General features: G+C 47.0%; 16 protein-coding genes and 1 other RNA gene. 16 read left to right on the top strand and 1 reads right to left on the bottom strand.

Translation table 11 applies throughout. The annotated features are described in order from the left end of the window. Nucleotides 1-2: 2 nt before the first annotated feature. Entirely contained in the window at nucleotides 3-1673 is a 1671-nt protein-coding gene (locus NLX82_RS26525) for an ABC transporter permease (protein ID WP_254349274.1), read from the top strand. Continuing rightward, complete coding sequence (locus NLX82_RS26520) at nucleotides 1670-3055, top strand: MBL fold metallo-hydrolase (protein ID WP_254349273.1); 1386 nt, start codon at nucleotides 1670-1672, stop codon at nucleotides 3053-3055. Before NLX82_RS26525 ends, NLX82_RS26520 begins: the two co-directional genes overlap by 4 nt. 14 nt (nucleotides 3056-3069) lie before the next feature. On the opposite strand, the gene NLX82_RS26515 is transcribed toward NLX82_RS26520, so the two are convergent. Beyond that, nucleotides 3070-4230 carry a S8 family peptidase gene (locus tag NLX82_RS26515; RefSeq protein ID WP_053324366.1) on the bottom strand — a complete coding sequence of 387 codons (1161 nt, stop codon included), beginning with the start codon at nucleotides 4228-4230 and terminating at the stop codon, nucleotides 3070-3072. 404 nt (nucleotides 4231-4634) lie between these two features. On the opposite strand from NLX82_RS26515, the gene rpoE reads away from it, so the two are divergent. From rpoE to NLX82_RS26445, 14 genes are all read left to right on the top strand, one after another. Next, entirely contained in the window at nucleotides 4635-5186 is a 552-nt protein-coding gene (gene rpoE / locus NLX82_RS26510) for a DNA-directed RNA polymerase subunit delta (protein ID WP_013308216.1), read from the top strand. A gap of 403 nt (nucleotides 5187-5589) precedes the next feature. After that, nucleotides 5590-7191, top strand: a complete 1602-nt coding sequence (locus tag NLX82_RS26505) for a CTP synthase (RefSeq protein WP_028542570.1) — start codon at nucleotides 5590-5592, stop codon at nucleotides 7189-7191. A gap of 213 nt (nucleotides 7192-7404) precedes the next feature. Further along, nucleotides 7405-7773 (top strand): response regulator, encoded by a 369-nt coding sequence (locus NLX82_RS26500; protein ID WP_013308218.1) that lies wholly within the window; start codon nucleotides 7405-7407, stop codon nucleotides 7771-7773. A gap of 247 nt (nucleotides 7774-8020) precedes the next feature. Continuing rightward, nucleotides 8021-8875, top strand: coding sequence for a class II fructose-1,6-bisphosphate aldolase (fba, locus tag NLX82_RS26495; RefSeq protein ID WP_013308219.1), 855 nt, complete (start codon nucleotides 8021-8023; stop codon nucleotides 8873-8875). Nucleotides 8876-9102: 227 nt separating this feature from the next. Then, the gene (locus NLX82_RS26490) at nucleotides 9103-10356 is read left to right on the top strand and encodes a UDP-N-acetylglucosamine 1-carboxyvinyltransferase (RefSeq protein WP_013308220.1); all 1254 of its coding nucleotides are present in this window, start codon (nucleotides 9103-9105) and stop codon (nucleotides 10354-10356) included. 258 nt (nucleotides 10357-10614) lie between these two features. Beyond that, a complete protein-coding gene (rho, locus tag NLX82_RS26485; protein WP_028542569.1) occupies nucleotides 10615-11952 on the top strand; it encodes a transcription termination factor Rho in 1338 nt (445 codons plus the stop codon). A 95-nt stretch (nucleotides 11953-12047) separates the two neighbouring features. Next, on the top strand, nucleotides 12048-13319 hold the full coding sequence (locus NLX82_RS26480) for a radical SAM family protein (protein WP_053324367.1): 1272 nt from the start codon (nucleotides 12048-12050) through the stop codon (nucleotides 13317-13319). A 156-nt stretch (nucleotides 13320-13475) separates the two neighbouring features. Beyond that, nucleotides 13476-13673, top strand: a complete 198-nt coding sequence (gene rpmE / locus NLX82_RS26475) for a 50S ribosomal protein L31 (RefSeq protein WP_025719104.1) — start codon at nucleotides 13476-13478, stop codon at nucleotides 13671-13673. A 110-nt stretch (nucleotides 13674-13783) separates the two neighbouring features. Next, nucleotides 13784-14050, top strand: an RNA gene (gene ffs / locus NLX82_RS26470) — signal recognition particle sRNA large type. A gap of 158 nt (nucleotides 14051-14208) precedes the next feature. Continuing rightward, nucleotides 14209-15960 (top strand): DNA polymerase III subunit gamma/tau, encoded by a 1752-nt coding sequence (gene dnaX, locus NLX82_RS26465; protein ID WP_254349272.1) that lies wholly within the window; start codon nucleotides 14209-14211, stop codon nucleotides 15958-15960. A 43-nt stretch (nucleotides 15961-16003) separates the two neighbouring features. Beyond that, the gene (locus NLX82_RS26460; protein ID WP_013308226.1) at nucleotides 16004-16315 is read left to right on the top strand and encodes a YbaB/EbfC family nucleoid-associated protein; all 312 of its coding nucleotides are present in this window, start codon (nucleotides 16004-16006) and stop codon (nucleotides 16313-16315) included. 27 nt (nucleotides 16316-16342) lie between these two features. Continuing rightward, nucleotides 16343-16942, top strand: a complete 600-nt coding sequence (recR, locus tag NLX82_RS26455) for a recombination mediator RecR (RefSeq protein ID WP_013308227.1) — start codon at nucleotides 16343-16345, stop codon at nucleotides 16940-16942. A gap of 214 nt (nucleotides 16943-17156) precedes the next feature. Further along, the gene (locus NLX82_RS26450) at nucleotides 17157-17468 is read left to right on the top strand and encodes a DUF2508 family protein (protein ID WP_025676300.1); all 312 of its coding nucleotides are present in this window, start codon (nucleotides 17157-17159) and stop codon (nucleotides 17466-17468) included. Next, a complete protein-coding gene (locus tag NLX82_RS26445) occupies nucleotides 17465-17740 on the top strand; it encodes a pro-sigmaK processing inhibitor BofA family protein (RefSeq protein WP_025719099.1) in 276 nt (91 codons plus the stop codon). The genes NLX82_RS26450 and NLX82_RS26445 overlap by 4 nt, the downstream gene beginning before the upstream one ends. Nucleotides 17741-18046: the final 306 nt, after the last annotated feature.

Here is an 18046-nt window from a genome sequence, read left to right as displayed (position 1 = left end):
CGATGGGAGGCTTATCCGTTAAACACATCAGAGCGTGGTGTCTGACGCTGGCTCTGATCGCGCTTCTTTTCCTGATTGTGTTGCCGTTGCTGCAAATCTTTATCCAAAGTGTGTATGTTGATGAAAAATTTCAATGGGATGCGCCTTTTCGAACGTTAGCTGCTTCACCATTTGCAGGAGTGCTATTCAGCTCGATTTGGCTAGGCATCTGTGTGATTGCAGGAACGACGGTACTTGCGCTTCCGCTAGCATGGATCATGTCCAACACTCGTCTTGCACACTGGCGCTGGTTGGATGTCGTGTTGCTGATTCCGTTTATGACCCCGCCCTATATCGGTTCCATGGGCTGGATTCTGTTCATGCAAAAAAACGGATATCTGGAGCAGTTGTTCCCGGACCTGCATTTCTTAACGCCGTCCTTCTTCAGCCTTGGTGGCATGGTGATGATCATGAGCCTGCATCTGTTTCCATTCCTGTACCTGCTGCTGCGCGGGGCGCTGGTGAGGATTGGCGGGAGCCTGGAAGAGGCGGGTGCCGTAATGGGCGGCGGCTTTCTGTACAGATTCCGTCGAATCATTTTACCGCTGCTGCTTTCAGCTTACGGAATGGGCGCGTTGCTCATTTTCGTTAAAACGATTGCCGAGTTTGGCACCCCTGCTACCTTTGGGCGACGTATCGGGTATGAGGTCATGACTTCGGAAATTCACAAATATATTTCCAGCTGGCCCATAGATTTTGGCAAAGCGACGTCAATGGCCTCGGTGCTGTTAACCGCCTGCCTGCTCATGTGGTATGCGCAATCGGTGATCAACCGAAAGTTTACGTACAGGCTGGTAGGTGGTAAAGGTTCGCGTCCGTCCCGTCTTCGTATATCCGGCTGGACTACGGGGCTGAGTGTTGCATACATTCTATTGTTGCTCATTGCGTCCATTGGCATTCCTTATTTTTCAATTCTTTCAGCCTCGACGATGAAGCTGAGGGGAATTGGGCTCGCCTGGGATAATTTGACGCTCGACTCTTACAAGGAACTGCTGTCTTGGGGATCAGAGAGCATGGAGGCGCTCCTGAACAGTGTATTTCTCTCTTTGGGTGCTTCGACGCTTGCTGTGGTGCTGGGCACTTGGTTTGCGCTTGTCATTGGCGGCTCACGCACAAGAATCCAACGGACGGTTGATGCATTTAGCTTGCTTCCGAATACGGTGCCGGGAATTGTTATGGTGGTCGGCCTGATTTTGTGGTGGAACTCACCATGGATGCCGATCCCTTTGTATAACACATACGGCATGGTCATTCTGACGTATGTTATCTTGTTTGTTCCTTATACGGTGCAGTATGTCAAAAGCGCCTTTACGCAGGTGGACACTGGTCTTTTTCAGGCGGGACAGGTATTTGGCGGGCGACCGTCTTACATATTCCGCCGGATTGTGCTGCCGCTGATTGTACCGGGAATGCTCGCTGGTTGGATGATGACATTTACCATTGCTTCACGCGAGCTGGTAGGATCGTTGCTGATTTTGCCGCCATCCGTTCAGACGTCTGCAACCTACATATTTGCACAATTTGAGCAGGGACAGGTGTCACTTGGGATGGCGATGGCCGTCATATCGGTCGGAATGACCACACTGCTGCTAATCTTAATGGAAAGCTTAAACTCGCAAAGAAAGTGGAAATGATCATGACCAAGCTTAGGATTTGGGGAGGAGCGGGCGAACATGGCCGCTCCTGCTATGTTTTTGAAGGAACGCAGCATCGCGTCATGCTGGATTGTGGCGTGAAAAAGGAAGGAACTGGACAATATCCGGTTTTTCCGCCGCAAAAGGCGGAGGGACTGACCACTGTATTGCTGTCTCATGCACATGAGGATCATTCCATGGCGCTTCCCTTACTGTACAAGTATGGATACCAGGGGGAGGTCTGGACGACCAAGGCTACCGCTGAGCAGTTAGGCTCCTATTTTCGCTCCTGGCATACTTATGTTGAATCGAGAGGAGCCGAATTGCCATACGACGTACAGGATATCCAATCCATTGCTTATCGCTATCTAGAAGATGAAGCGCCAGCAGGAGAATGGCTTGAGGCTTGTCCGGGTGTGAGAATCATGTGGGGACGCAGTGGACATTTGGCTGGTGCAGTGTGGTATGCGGTAGAAATGGAAGGGAAGCGGTTGTTTTTTTCTGGAGATTACAGCCGCGAATCTGAGCTTCTTGCTGCCGATGCGCCAGACTTGGGTGTTGGGGAGGGGTTGCATGACCTGCCTGAATGGAAGTCAGAGCCCAATCTAGCGGACATATCCATTATGGACAATGCCTATGGCATGGATATAGACCCGCAGCCTGTTAAGCTGGAGCGGCTGAGGGTCGAGATGGAGCGGATATTATTGTCTGGTGGTCATGTGTTGTTGCCGGTGCCTGTCTTTGGCAGAGGACAGGACTTGATCGTATGGGCTAGCGAGCAATTCCCTACACAGGCAATGATTGTAGAGCACGATATATGGCAGGGATTGAAACAGTTAAACCGCTGGAAAGAATGGCTGCGTCCAGAAGCTCCAGCGCGAATAAAACATGTGCTAAACAGTGACAGGGTCTTCGTGCCTCGTGATGCTGCTGAACGAGTGAGTCTGCTGGAACAGAACCCAACGGCTATTATCATAACAAGAGACGGCATGATGGATTCCCCACAGGCGCGCTGGTACTATCAGTTTCTATCGGATAACCGCAACATGGGGGAGGGTGAAGATAGCGGAGAAAGCATTAGCAACAGTGTTATATTGACCGGGCATGCTCCACATGGTTCTTTTGGCAAACATCTGTTGGAACGTGCAGATCAAAATGACAGCTGTGTAGCTCGGCATTTGATTTACAAGGTGCATCAGGGATTATCAGATGTGCGGCAAATGCTGAAGGAGCTGCCTAGCAAACAGGTTGTACTCGTTCATGCGCCAAAGCTGCAGACTGACCTGGTACGAGATGAGTTGATAAGAGCAGGAAATCGTGGGTGTGAAAGTCCTGCCAGAAAAGTTCATTCTTTGGAGCCGGGCGCTACACTAGAGGTTTAGCATCACATCATCATTTACTTCGTGCCCTCCTGCATCAATCGGAAGGCATCGACTTCGCCAAGTTTGGTGGAGATAGAGCTGCGTCCAGCGCTTTTACGCAGGCGTAGCGGTGTGGCGGTACGCTTAAGCAGCGCTTTGATTTCTCCAGGCTCCAGTTCCGGTCTCAGTGAAAGGAGAAGTGCGATGCTTCCGGTCACATGGGAAGTAGCCATAGAGGTACCGCTCATTTCGTGATGCTTGCCATGGATCCAGGAGGAGGTGATCTTTTCGCCCGGTGCGTACACATCTACAAATTGCCCTCGGTTGCTGAAAGGTGCGATGCGTCTGTATTTGTCAGTAGCCCCCACTGAAATCGTCTGGGAATAGCGGGCTGGATAGTCAATACTTCGGCGCTTGCCCTCATTTCCCGAGGACGCTACAATCACGATGCCGTTATGATATGCTTTATTCACCATATCAAGTAGTGCCTTGCTGCGCGACTTCATACCAAAGCTCATATTGATGATATCGACACGATTTAATACACACCAGTCGATACCAAGAATGATATCGGAGACGTAGGCAGCTCCATTATGATCAAATGCTTTTACGGGATGAATTAAAGCCCGTGGTGCTACGCCGACCATACCTTCGTCATAGTTGGACGCCGCGATAGTTCCAGCAATATGAGTACCATGGCCGTTATCGTCATAGGGTAGCATGGTTCGGTTAAGCAAATTAATACCTCTGGCGAGAGAATGACGAAGATCAGGATGTTGAAAATCCGCTCCTGTGTCAATCACACCGATTCTGACCCGATTCCCTGTCGAGGAAGGCCAAGCCTTGTATGCACGTACCTGTTTGACTCCCCATGGCATGGAAAGGTTCTTTTCTGCTTTTGGTATATGAGCAGTTTCAGCGTGGACCTTCATGCGGGTATCTTCTTCAACGGTAACACCGTTGTGATATTTGCCTAGCCTGTCTCCCCCTGAAAGCGGAGCGATTAAAGCGCGGATTAGTCGGGCCGGTTGTACTTGCCGTAATCCCGCAAGCTCGGGTTTCAGCTTCCTGAGATAGGACAGGCATTCCCGGTATTGGTGAGGCTTATCGAACGTGATGATCTGTTTGTTCCGTCCACTGCCGGACGGCTCCGAAATACCCTCATGCAAACGCTGCAAAAAATCCGGATAGTCCATTTGAGACGGTCCCCCTCCGATGAGCCATGCTGAGGTATTGTATGAGCAAGCGTCAGCTGCGGCATGGGAAACCTGCCCCTTTTTTATGGAAATAGGCCTGCTTGTCGTGTCAAAGTGGCTGTGGACACATACGATACATGGAGGGCATAAGCTCTTGTGCAACAACTTTGGGGGGTTCTCCCGGAGCGGGTACAGTCGAAGACGGGGGGGACCCCGTCTTTTTATGTGTGCCGTCTTGTTTAGAGGGATATTACTGGAAATTATGACGATACCCATCTTTAACTTGCAATTTGCTTCCAAATAGGTTTTACTTAGTTTTGATAATGGATATGTTAGTATTGCATGTATCGTGTATGCTCTGAAACATGTTCTTGTGAATTACGTGTGAGAGGAAGTGTCCCTAGGTGAGTACCCCACTCAACTTGAAGATTGACCCGGAGAAAGTCCACGAGACTCCAATGGTGGACTTGGCATTTATGGTATTGAAAGCAGCCAATACTCCGTATTATTACCGTGACCTGATGAAGGAAGTCGCCAAATTGCGTGGCTTTTCCGACGAAGAAATTAATGACGTTATTGCTCAGCTATATACTGAAATCAACATTGACGGGCGTTTTGCCTGTGTCGGTACGAATCTGTGGGGCTTGAAACGTTGGTATCCGGTAGATAAATCCGAAGATGCCCTGACAGGCGCCAAGCGTCCTCGCATTATTAACGACGAAGACGATGACGATGAAGATGACTATCATGAGGAAGAAGAAACATACAACTCTGATGACGACTTCGATGCAGATAGCGAAGACGAGGATGGCGAAGATGAGCTGTTCGACGGAGAAGAAGATGATGATGATAGTGATGAAGACGTGGTTATAGACGATGAAGACCTCAGTGATGAGGAAGATTCAGAAGATGAAAATGACGATGAGTCGACGGAAGACGACGATTCGCTTCGTTAGGAAACAGGCTGTAAGGGGAGATGCGTTCTCCCCTTTTTCATGACCGTTTTCTTGAAAACCTCTTCTGATTTAAAGCTTTCAGGTGGATTCTCTCCAATCTGGTTCAATGGACAAATTAACACAGATAACTTCCTTGACAGCGGATTGGACACGGGGTAAACTATTGCTTGGGCTTATGATTGATTCACTTATATGTTTGCTTTTTGTATAAAAGTGCCCCGTACTACGGGAGTGCTTTTTTGTTTTTTATAGGGGTGTTTTCACTCATGAAAGAGGGCTAAGGGCGGCGGACATGGAAAATGATTCCGCTGCCTTCTTCATGGATGATAATCCGTGCAAACGGGTTACGATAACATCATAATGTCGCCTGAATTTTGCATCTTATCTAGGAGGGTTTTGAACAGTGACAAAGTATATTTTTGTGACAGGCGGGGTTGTGTCTTCCTTGGGCAAAGGGATTACGGCAGCTTCACTGGGGAGGCTTTTGAAGAACAGGGGACTGAAGGTAACGATTCAAAAATTTGATCCTTACCTGAATGTCGATCCGGGTACGATGAGTCCTTACCAGCACGGTGAAGTGTTTGTAACGGATGATGGTGCGGAAACGGACCTTGACTTGGGACACTATGAGCGCTTTATTGATATTAATCTGTCCAAGAACAGCAATGTCACAACAGGCAAGGTATATTCCAGCGTAATCAGCAAAGAACGTCGCGGAGAATATTTGGGCGGTACGGTGCAGGTTATCCCTCATATTACGAACGAAATCAAGGAGCGCGTGTACCGTGCAGGCCGTGAAGCAGGTTCGGACGTAATTATTACAGAAATCGGCGGTACTGTGGGCGATATTGAAAGCTTGCCATTTTTGGAAGCTATTCGTCAGCTCAAAAGCGAAGTTGGGCGCGAGAATGTAATGTACATTCACGTAACGCTCATTCCTTATATTAAAGCTGCTGGTGAGGTTAAAACCAAACCAACTCAGCACAGTGTAAAAGAATTGCGCAGCATCGGCATCCAACCGAATGTCATTGTTTGCCGTACAGAGCATGAACTGTCCTCCGATATGAAGGCAAAAATTGCATTATTCTGCGATATTGATGCGAATGCAGTGGTAGAATGCCGCGATGCATCAACCCTCTACGAGGTTCCGTTGAACCTGCGTGAAGAAGGCTTGGATGAAATCGTAGTTAACCACCTCAAGCTGACAACACCTGCACCAGATATGACCGAATGGGAAGGGTTAGTTGATCGAATCAGCAAGCTGGATAAAACGGTTGAGATTGCTATTGTTGGTAAATATGTTGCATTACATGATGCGTATTTAAGTGTGGTTGAATCACTTTCCCACGCTGGATTTGATGCGAATGCAGACGTAAAAATCCGTTGGGTGAACGCTGAAGAAGTGACGGACGAGAACGTAGCTGACATGCTGGGCGGCATTGGCGGCATTCTCGTACCGGGTGGCTTCGGCGATCGCGGAATTGAAGGCAAAATCAGTACCATTCGTTATGCACGGGAGCAAAAAATTCCGTTCTTCGGCATTTGTCTGGGTATGCAGGTATCTGTCATTGAGGTTGCCCGTTCCCTGGCTGGTCTCGAAGGAGCCAACAGTTCGGAAATTAACCCGGCTACGGATTATCCTGTCATTGACTTGCTTCCTGACCAAAAAGACATCGAAGATTTGGGCGGTACGATGCGTCTTGGCTTGTATCCATGCAAACTGGCGGAAGGTTCCTTGGCTTCGGCTTGTTACAACGACGAGCTGGTGTACGAAAGACACCGTCATCGGTACGAATTCAATAACGAATATCGTGAAGTTATTGAAAAAGCAGGTCTTCGTATTTCCGGTACTTCACCGGATGGACGCTTGGTGGAAATTGTGGAGCTCCCTGAGCATCCGTGGTTCCTGGCGGTACAGTTCCACCCAGAATTTACTTCCCGTCCGAATCGTCCGCAGCCTTTGTTCCGTGAATTTGTAAAGGCAGCATTGCAGCTTCAAGGTTAATGTTTGGGCTTGTAAGACCTCCTCAGGGAGGTCTTTTTTTATCCCATGCTTCCTGATTATGAAAGAATATTCCACAATTATGTATAAGAGCAGGATTTTCTTTTTGCAGGAGCGAATATAGTTTTAAGTATGGGACGGATATTGTACGTCATCGGACGCTGTTATGGCAATAGCTGCATGATCCTCGTTTTAAGATCTTAGGAGGTTAAAACATTGGAAAAGAAGAAAGTATTAATCGTCGATGACCAGAATGGAATACGGATTTTATTGATGGAAGTGTTCGGAAGTGAGGGTTATGAGACCTTTCAGGCGGCGAACGGAAAAATTGCACTTGAAATTGTTGAGAAGGAACCACCTGATCTGGTTCTGCTCGATATGAAAATTCCAGGTATGGACGGACTCGAAATTCTGAAGCATCTAAAAACCATGAATCCTGATATCAAGGTTATTATGATGACAGCATATGGAGAACTGGACATGATTAAAGAGGCGACGGAGCTAGGTGCGCTAATGCATTTTACCAAGCCCTTTGATATTGACGAAATGCGGATCGCTGTGAACAAACAACTCAGAGGTGATTAGGTGAGTCACTATGGTTGAGAACTCTGTTAACACAACAGGGTTTTTTGTTTGTGATTATGGGAAATACTGAAAGTAAATCCTCTCCTTATACAATTCTATGGAAAAACGGCGTCCTGGGCGTGATTTTTGTATGTGTTGATATGCAAAAGCTTGTTTAGTATTTAACATGGGTTGTGGTATAATAAGCCCGTATGTGATGTCGGCTAAAATATAGACAAACCCAAACACCTTTAGGAGGACTGTAACCATGCCATTGGTATCTATGAAAGACATGTTGAACAAAGCACTCGAAGGAAAATATGCAGTAGGTCAATACAACATTAATAACCTGGAGTGGACTCAAGCTATTTTGGGCGCTGCTGAAGAAGAAAAATCCCCAGTAATCTTGGGTGTTTCTGAAGGCGCAGCACGTCACATGGGCGGATTCTACACTGTTGTTAAAATGGTAGAAGGTCTTATTCATGACATGAAAATCACCGTTCCAGTTGCGATCCATTTGGACCACGGTTCCAGCTTTGAAAAATGTAAAGAAGCTATCGACGCTGGTTTCACATCCGTTATGATTGACGATTCCCACAGCCCGATCGACACAAACATTGCTACAACGAAAAAAGTGGTAGAATATGCTCATTCCAAAGGCGTTTCTGTTGAAGCTGAAGTTGGAATGGTTGGCGGTCAAGAGGATGATGTTGTCGGCGACGTAATGTACGCTAAGTTGGACGACTGTCTGCGTATCGTTAACGAAACAGGTATCGATACACTGGCACCCGCACTGGGTTCCGTACACGGACCTTACAAAGGCGAGCCAAACCTCGGATTCAAAGAAATGGAAGAGATCTGCAATGCAATCAAACTTCCACTCGTTCTGCACGGTGGTACTGGTATCCCAACACATGACATTAAAAAAGCAATCTCCCTGGGAACTTCCAAAATCAATGTAAACACTGAGAACCAAATCGTATTTGCGAAAGTGGTTCGTGAAGTGCTTGCTGAGAAACCGGATGCTTATGACCCACGTACATTCATCGCTCCAGGTCGTGAAGCGATTAAACAAACCGTTATCGGTAAAATTCGTGAGTTCGGTTCCAACAACAAAGCGTAATAATGAATCAACTGGTCGTGCGTCTGCACAGGCTAGATGAATTTTTTAGTTGTAACTGTAGTTCTACTGCACAAAATATTTAAATCTGTACAGTTGAATAGTTTGGTATGGAAAGCACACCGCTTAGCCGGTGTCTTTCCATTTTCACCACTAAAAAAAGTTAAAAGTTTATGATTTGAGATTATTGTTTGACCGACTGCAAAACACGTAGGGGGACCCTCAAGCTTATGGAAAAATTGATGATCACCGGTGGACGGCCGCTTCAAGGTACAGTTTCCATCAGCGGTGCCAAAAACAGTGCCATCGCCTTGATTCCCGCAGCCATTCTGGCAGAGTCGGAAGTCATTTTGGACAATTTGCCACTGTTGAGTGATGTGGCGGTGTATTCCGAAATACTAGAGGAACTTGGTGCAACGGTTACCTGGGAAGGTAGCCAGATGAAAATAGATCCTTCCTCTATTAAATCCATTCCTATGCCGAATGGGCCTGTTAAGAAATTACGAGCCTCTTATTATATGATGGGAGCCATGCTGGGCAGATTCAAGGAAGCGATCATCGGTTTGCCAGGAGGGTGCAATTTCGAACCCCGGCCCATTGATCAGCATATCAAAGGTTTTGAAGCGTTGGGTGCCACGGTTACGAACGAGCACGGTGCTATTCATTTGCACGCCAAAGAACTGCGCGGAACCAAAATTTATTTGGATGTTAGCAGCGTAGGCGCTACCATTAATATTATGCTGGCGGCAGCACGTGCCAAAGGCGCCACAATTATTGAAAATGCGGCTAAAGAGCCTGAGATTATAGATGTAGCAACCCTTTTAAACTCCATGGGGGCCATTATTAAAGGCGCCGGTACGGAAACGATTCGAATTGAAGGTGTGTCGGAGCTGCATGGCTGCCGTCATTCCATCATACCTGACCGTATACAAGCTGGCACATATATGATTGCCGCTGCGGCAACCCGTGGAAATGTATTGATTGACAACGTAATTCCCAAACATATGGAGGCTCTCACTGCAAAAATGCAGGAAATGGGCATCGGCATCGAGGAATATGATGAAAGTATTCGCGTACTGGGTGCACCTTCCTATGAACATGTCGACGTTAAAGCCTTGATATACCCCGGATTCGCCACAGATTTACAATCTCCCATGACCAGCTTGCTTACCCAAGCACAGGGTGTCAGTGTATTGAGCGATTTTGTGTACAGCAATCGTTTTAAGCACGTTCCTGAGCTGGTGCGAATGGGGGCTAAAATTCGCGTAGAGGGTCGGTCCGCCATTATAGAGGGTGGTCAACTGAATGCAGCTAAAGTAAAAGCAGCAGATCTGCGCGCCGGAGCGGCCCTTGTCATTGCTGGACTTACAGTAAGCGAAGGCGTAACCGAGGTGACGGGTGTCGAGTACATTGACCGTGGTTATGATCACCTTGTCTCCAACCTGCGTCTTTTGGGCGCGGATGTATGGCGGCAAACTGAATAATTAAACCATGCAATTTTTTCGAACTCCCGGACGAAAGCAATAGAACGGGCAACACCTATGCAGCCGCTGCTTGATAAAAGATTGTGGTTCATACCTAACAATCTTTTATCGGAAAACCGGAATAATTCGGTATAATCCAAGCAGGTGGCTGCATAACTTTATTTGTTTTGGTTAAAATTATGTTAATGGTGTTTATGATATCATTGTCTATCATTTAGATGTATGAATGGACTTAATAATTGAATAGGTGGTTATTATATGGATCTGCAAATTTCCGATCTGGAAGAAATGAAGCTGACCGACCTGTACAAGCTGGCCAAGCAATACCAGATCCCGTACTACGGAACGCTCAAAAAGAAAGAATTAATTTTCGCCATCCTGCGCGCACAAGCTGAGAAGAGCGGATTGATGTTTATGCAGGGGGTTCTGGAAATCCTTCCCGAAGGTTACGGCTTTCTGAGGCCGATCAATTATCTCCCGAGTACCGAAGATATTTACATCTCTGCTTCACAAATCCGCAAGTTTGACTTGAGGACAGGCGATCTTGTTTCCGGTAAATGCCGAACGCCAAAAGAGAATGAACGATATTTTGGATTGCTTCAAGTTAACGCCGTCAATGGAAGAAGTCCTGAGCAAGCTGCTGAGCGGCTACATTTTCCTGCACTGACTCCACTGTATCCGCAAACCAAATTAGTCCTTGAAACTTCCCCCAACCATTTGTCTACGAGAATTATGGATGTACTGGCCCCTGTCGGACTTGGACAGCGCGGACTCATTGTAGCACCTCCCAAAGCTGGGAAGACGCTTCTCCTCAAAGAAATTGCCAATAGCATTTCTACCAACAATCCCGAGATCGAGCTTTTTGTCTTGTTGATTGATGAACGCCCCGAAGAAGTGACCGACATGCAGCGTTCTGTTAAAGGTGAAGTTGTGGCCTCTACATTTGACGAACTTCCTGAAAATCACATCAAAGTGGCAGAACTCGTGTTGGAGCGTGCACTGCGTCTCGTAGAACATAAAAAGGATGTTGTCATCCTGCTGGATAGCATCACACGTTTGGCTCGTGCGTACAATCTCGTTATCCCTCCTTCTGGTCGTACTTTGAGCGGGGGTATTGATCCGGCGGCATTTCACCGTCCAAAGCGCTTTTTTGGTGCGGCTCGGAATGTGGAGGAAGGCGGTAGCTTGACGATTCTTGCTACAGCGCTGATTGACACAGGATCACGCATGGACGATATCATCTATGAGGAGTTTAAAGGTACAGGCAACATGGAGCTGCATTTGGACCGCAAGCTGGCAGAACGTCGTATCTTTCCTGCGATTGATATTCGTCGTTCCGGCACACGCCGTGAGGAAGTGTTGTTGAATAAGGAAGAATTGGATACCATCTGGGCCATTCGTAAAAATATGACGGAAAGCCATGAATTTGTGGAAGGCTTCCTCAAAAAGCTGCGTAATAGCAAAACTAATGCTGAGTTTTTGGCTTCGTTTGATTTGACGGCACCTTCTTCCAGTGGCTCGCAAAGCAGTTCTGGTGGGCAACAACGGAGAACGGCGCGTTCTACCACAGCGTCAGTCCCGGCCACAACCAACTAAAACCCTTCATGTATTTTATCTGTTCCGTAAGCACACAGTCGTTACCATTCATTTTGTTAATGGCGTAGGCTTAACGGAGCGAAAGGAGCTCCATAATGTATTTGGTGTATGCCGACGAAAAAGGCAATGTATATGATCATGCTTCTTTGTATGGGCTTGCCCGTAGTGCAGACATGATTGTTGAAATCATGGAGGATGAGCTTATTCCGTTACCGGAAGGAGCTACATTGGTAAGCCTACCCAGCACTCGCCCGGTCGGTATGAACCCTGAAACAGGGGAAATGGTTTCTCTTCCCGGAGATATGCAAGCAGTAGGGGCTTTATTGCCGCAAGGTTTTACACGCTTGTGCCTGCCGGGATATGTGAAGACCGATAAGGAGTACAAACTTCCCTTGTTCGGTTATTCGGCCGTAGTCTGGAAAGACGGGGCATTTTATGTAACGGCAGAGCAGAGTGACAGTCCATCCAAGTGGAATCCGGAAAACTGTGACCGTCATCAAGTTAAATTGGGTGTGCAGCGGATGACGGAGCAATATCCCGAAAATCGGCTGTACCAACATTTGTCTAACTGTGCGCTGGGCTACGAATGTCTTACTTCCTCGAACACATTCCTGAATCGCTGGGAAGGAGGAGTTCCGGTATCTTATTCTTGTAATGCGGGTTGCTTTGGGTGTATATCTGAACAGCCGGATGACAGTGGTTTCGTATCTCCGCAGACAAGAATGAACTTCCGTCCTCGCGTCGAAGAAATTGTAGAAGTTATGCTGGAACATTTGAAGACACCGGAGTCCATCATCAGTTTTGGCCAAGGTTGCGAAGGTGAGCCTTCCACACAAGCCAAACTGATTATTGATTCGATCAAAGAGGTGCGTTCCATTACCGATATGGGATACATCAATATTAATACGAATGCGGGATTGAACGATCATATCCGGGGAATCGTGGATGCGGGTCTTGATCTGATGCGCGTCAGTACCATTAGTGCACTGGACGATCACTACAATGCGTATTACAAGCCGCGCGGCTACACGTTGGCTAATGTGGAAAAATCACTTCGTTATGCTTCTGAGCAGGGAGTATATACGTCGATTAACTATTTGATTTTTCCGGGTGTAACTGACCGAGAGGAAGAAATTGAGGCAATGATTGAATTTGCCAAACGTACTAAGCTCAAGCTGATTCAAATGCGTAACTTGAATATCGATCCTGAAAGCTATCTGGAGTTGATTCCACCTGCTCAAGGTGAGATTCTTGGTATGAAGCAAATGCTTGAGATTTATCGTGAGGAGCTGCCTGATGTAGTCATCGGTTCTTACACTCATGTACCGCCACAAGGGCTGGCACGTCCCAAATTTGCCAAGGCCTAAAATGGTCGATGTAACTTGAAACACACCTATTTTATGCCATCTTTGAATGCAGAAAAGAGTTGTTGAAACGCTCATATTCAAGTGCTATAATGTGAACATGTGTTCATACAACTCTGGACTGATAGGACGTTCAGGGCGGAAAGAGGTGAAAGTTCAATGCAACAAGCTATTCAACCAAATTTTAACGTAACTAATGTCACTTGTGCTTGCGGAAATTCGTTTGAAACTGGTTCTGTGAAAGGATCTCTGCGTGTGGAGATTTGCTCCGCCTGCCACCCATTCTTCACAGGCAAGCAGAAATTTATTGATGCTGGTGGACGCGTGGATCGTTTCAAAAAGAAATACGGTATCTAATGGATTACCGCAGGTTATAAAGTTATTAGAGCCTTCTGCAACTGCAGAGGGCTCTTTTTGTAATAATGTGTATTTGCTTTTTATGCGGCCTTAAGATATACTTATTTTCACCGTGCTAGATGGGGAGGTAGCGGTGCCCTGTAACTCGCAATCCGCTATAGCGAGGTTGAATTCCTGTTAGAGGTGTTGTTGATGTGAGGCTGGTCCCTGCGCACAATGTTGACGGCTGGGTCCTCCGCAATGAGTACTTGTGAACCTGGTCAGGTCCGGAAGGAAGCAGCCATAAGCAGGTCCACTCTTGTGCCGGAGGGTTGCCTAGCCCGAGTTGTTGTTCAGGATTGCCGCTCGGATCACAACGATCAATAACAGGTGCACGGTATATATTGGTAATTAGAACATCTTGGCAATCATTGCGAAGATGTTTTTTTGTGTTTTATAAATTGGAAGGTGTCTGGTTTAGATTCGGACGGGAGTATAGTATAATGAAGTGACCATGAATGGTCATGAAAGTGAATGGGAAAGAGGGTAACGCGCATTGGAACATATAGCGTTGTACCGTGCTTGGCGGCCGCAGGCTTTCAAGGACATGGTAGGACAACAGCATATTATCCAGACATTGCAGAATGCCATCCGCGAAAATCGCACGTCCCATGCCTACCTGTTCAGCGGTCCACGAGGAACAGGTAAGACGAGTGCGGCCAAAATTTTGGCCAAGGCAATCAACTGTGAGCATGGACCTGCGCCGGAACCTTGCAACGAATGCGAAGCCTGTAAACGGATCACGGCCGGAGCGGTCATGGATGTACAGGAGATTGATGCAGCCTCCAACCGGGGCGTTGAAGAGATTCGTGATTTGCGCGATAAAGTCAAATATGCGCCCACAGAAGTGCGGCACAAGGTTTATATCATTGATGAAGTGCACATGCTGACGACGGAAGCGTTCAATGCGCTGCTCAAGACGCTGGAAGAGCCGCCGCCACACGTGATGTTCATATTGGCTACGACTGAACCACATCGGATTCCGGCAACAATTATTTCACGTTGCCAGCGGTTTGACTTCCGGCGGGTATCGCTGGAAGAACAGACAGAGCGGCTTGACCTGATATGTCAACAGGAGAACATACAGGCTGATTCGGATGCACTGCAGTACATTGCGCGTCTTTCAGATGGTGGGATGCGAGATGCGGTTAGCGTTTTAGATCAGATATCCTCGTTTACAGATGGTCGGGTTACTTATCAGCAGGTGCTGGATATGACGGGAGGTATTGCGTCCGAGCAATTCGGTAAGCTTGCCTTGGCATTGCTGAAAGAAGATGTGGGCACGGTGCTCCAAATGATCGAGAACTTTATGCAGGAAGGTAAAAGTGCGGATAAGTGCATGGAGAATCTTCTGTACTATTTCCGAGATCTGCTAATGATCAAGATGGTGCCTCAGGCGACCAAAATGACGGAGCGAGTGCTGGATCCAGAGCGATTTAAGGAAGTGGCAGATGCTTTTACCAAGGAGCAACTCTTTGCGATGATTGACACCCTTAATCGTTATCAGAGCGAGATGAAATATGCCGTACAGCCACAAACCTTGTTTGAGGTAGCTCTATTGAAGCTGTGCAGTATTCCGGGGGAAGCAGGAACTGTTGCTCAGCCGACCGCACAACGCTCTGGCGCAGCAGCTGATCAGGAAGATGTGGTAATGTTGAAGCGTCAGCTTGCTGAGCTGGAAAAGAAACTGGAGCGCGTGCTGCAAGGTGGATTGGGCGCTGGAGCGGGACAGGAAGCATCGTCGGGTGGTCGTCAGGCTTCCGGGGGGCGTGCCCCTGCTCCGCGGATTTCAGCGCCAGCCAAGCTTCCTTCTCAGTTGGATCGCTATATCGCTGAGAAGTCGAGCGAAGCATTCGCAGCAGCAGGACGTAAGTGGAGCCAGATTTTGCAAGGGGTAAAAGAGGCAAAAGTTACGGTTCATGCTTGGTTTATGGATGGTGAGCCAGTTTCTGTGTTAGAGGACAGTGTGCTGGTTGCATTTAAGAACAATATTCATCGTGAAACTACCGAAAAGCCTGCCAATAAGCAGGTCATCGAGAAGGTATTGCATGAGCAGTTGGGTCATCCTTATCGTTTAGTAACGATGATGCAAAAGGATTGGAATGCTGCGATTGAAGGAGTTTCCGACCAGCCTGCCGAAGAATTGCAACTGGAGCCGGAGCATGATGCGCCGGGAAAGTCCAAGGAGCCCTGGATTGATGAAGCTATTCAACTTTTCGGGGAAGACCTAGTAGTCATTAAAGATTGAATCAAGTTTCTAGATGTATACTTCATTAAAGGAGATGATTGAAATGAACAATATGAACCAAATGATGAAGCAAGTGAAAAAAATGCAGGAACAAATGCTGAAAGCCCAAGAGGAGCTTGGCGGAAAAGTAATCGAAGGAACTTCTGGCGGCGGTGTTGTGACGGTGGAGGTAAATGGACATAAAAAAGTGTTGTCCATCACGATCAAACCGGAAGCTGTAGATCCTGATGATGTAGAAATGCTGCAAGATCTTGTGCTGACTGCTGTCAATGATGCTTTGTCCAAAGCAGATGAACTGGCTAATGATGATATGGGTAAATTTACAGGCGGCATGAAAATTCCGGGCTTGTTCTAGTCTGCTGCATAAAGGAGAAACACGCTATTGTATTATCCGGAGCCGATTGCAAAGCTAATTGATGCTTTTACGCGCCTGCCGGGAGTAGGGCCGAAGACGGCTGCCCGGTTGGCTTTTCACGTACTGAAAATGAAGGAAGATGATGTGATTGACTTTGCCAAAGCGCTGGTCAATGTAAAACGCAATCTTCACTTCTGTTCAGTCTGCGGCAACATTACGGACACAGATCCTTGTCGGATCTGTCAGGATAAGACGAGGGATACCTCCGTCATTTGTGTTGTTCAGGATTCCAAGGATTTGGTGGCTATGGAGCGTACCAAAGAGTTTAATGGTTTTTACCATGTGCTTCATGGGGCGATATCTCCTATGGAGGGAATTGGTCCTGAGGATATCAAACTCAAGGAATTGCTGAACAGACTCAGTGATGAACGCGTCAAGGAGCTGATTTTAGCTACGAACCCGAACATTGAAGGAGAGGCCACGGCCATGTACATTTCTCGGCTAGTGCGTCCTTTTGAAATCAAGGTTACTCGTATTGCTCATGGATTGCCAGTGGGTGGAGATTTGGAGTATGCCGACGAGGTTACCCTGTCCAAAGCGTTGGAAGGCCGTAGAGAGCTCAATTAATAGGTGTATTTATACGTTATAAATAGGGAGTCTGAAATGTCCTTTGGGCATTCTTGACTTACTTGGGGGAGCCGCTACGGCTCCTTTTTTATTTGCCGTGATAGATGGCAGTATAGATCGTTCCTGGTTCTAAGTTTGTCCTTAGTTCAATAAGTATGAATAAGGTAGTCTTGCAGACTGTGCACATAATTCAGCTTGTGAGGAGGATGAACGGATGTGGGAACGGATGAAACAAAATTTCCGTCGTCAGGAGAATGGCAAATCAGAAGCGGAGTATCGGCAGGAGTTGTTTGCCCAGATTCGGGCTTCGCATGCGGAATGGCTAAGAGCGCATCGTTTATTTCATGAAGCTACGGGTAAAGATGAGATCGACTACGCTATATTTGTTCTAGAAGCTGCAGAACGTAAATATCAGATACATTTAAAAAGCGCGAAACAGCAAGGCCTGCATCGTTTCCATCTGCCTGCAGATGAACCTGGGTATGCCAATGATACGGATCGTGTTCACAAGCGGAGAGCTGAATGAAAGGGGCGGTCTGGCTTGTTCTGATTGCCTGTGTCGGGATGCTACTATTTCTAATCTTAAAAAAACGTTTGGGTATCGGCTGGCTTGTAGTATTCGGGGCGCATATGGGCCTGGCGGCCATCGCATTGTATGTTATCAATTATTCAGGGTGGATTACGCAGGTGTACATCCCGATCAATCCAGTGACAATGGGGGCGGTAACGATATTAGGTTTGCCTGGGATTGTCCTTTTACTGGGATTGAAAATAGTATTATTCGGACAGGCCATATGAAAACTTAAATGTTATTGTTTCTATTTTTAAAATATAGTTGACGGCGAATTCAAAAATGTGATACATTAATTCTCGGCCCTTAAAGCCCGGGAATTTTTTGTGAGAACAACATTTGAATGAAATTAAAAAATAATTTTAAAAAAAGTGTTGACTTAAATCCTGAATGTGTGTTATATTAATCAAGTCGCCGCTGAGATGCGGTGGTGAAACAAAGTAAGACATAATGCAGGTTTGATCTTTGAAAACTGAACAACGAGTGAGTAAAACGATTTTGTTCGCAAAATCAAACAAGAGATATTTTTATCT

The organism is Paenibacillus sp. A3M_27_13 (genome assembly GCF_024213315.1).
GTDB lineage: Bacteria > Bacillota > Bacilli > Paenibacillales > Paenibacillaceae > Paenibacillus > Paenibacillus polymyxa_B.
This window is presented reverse-complemented; position numbering and strand designations above follow the sequence as displayed.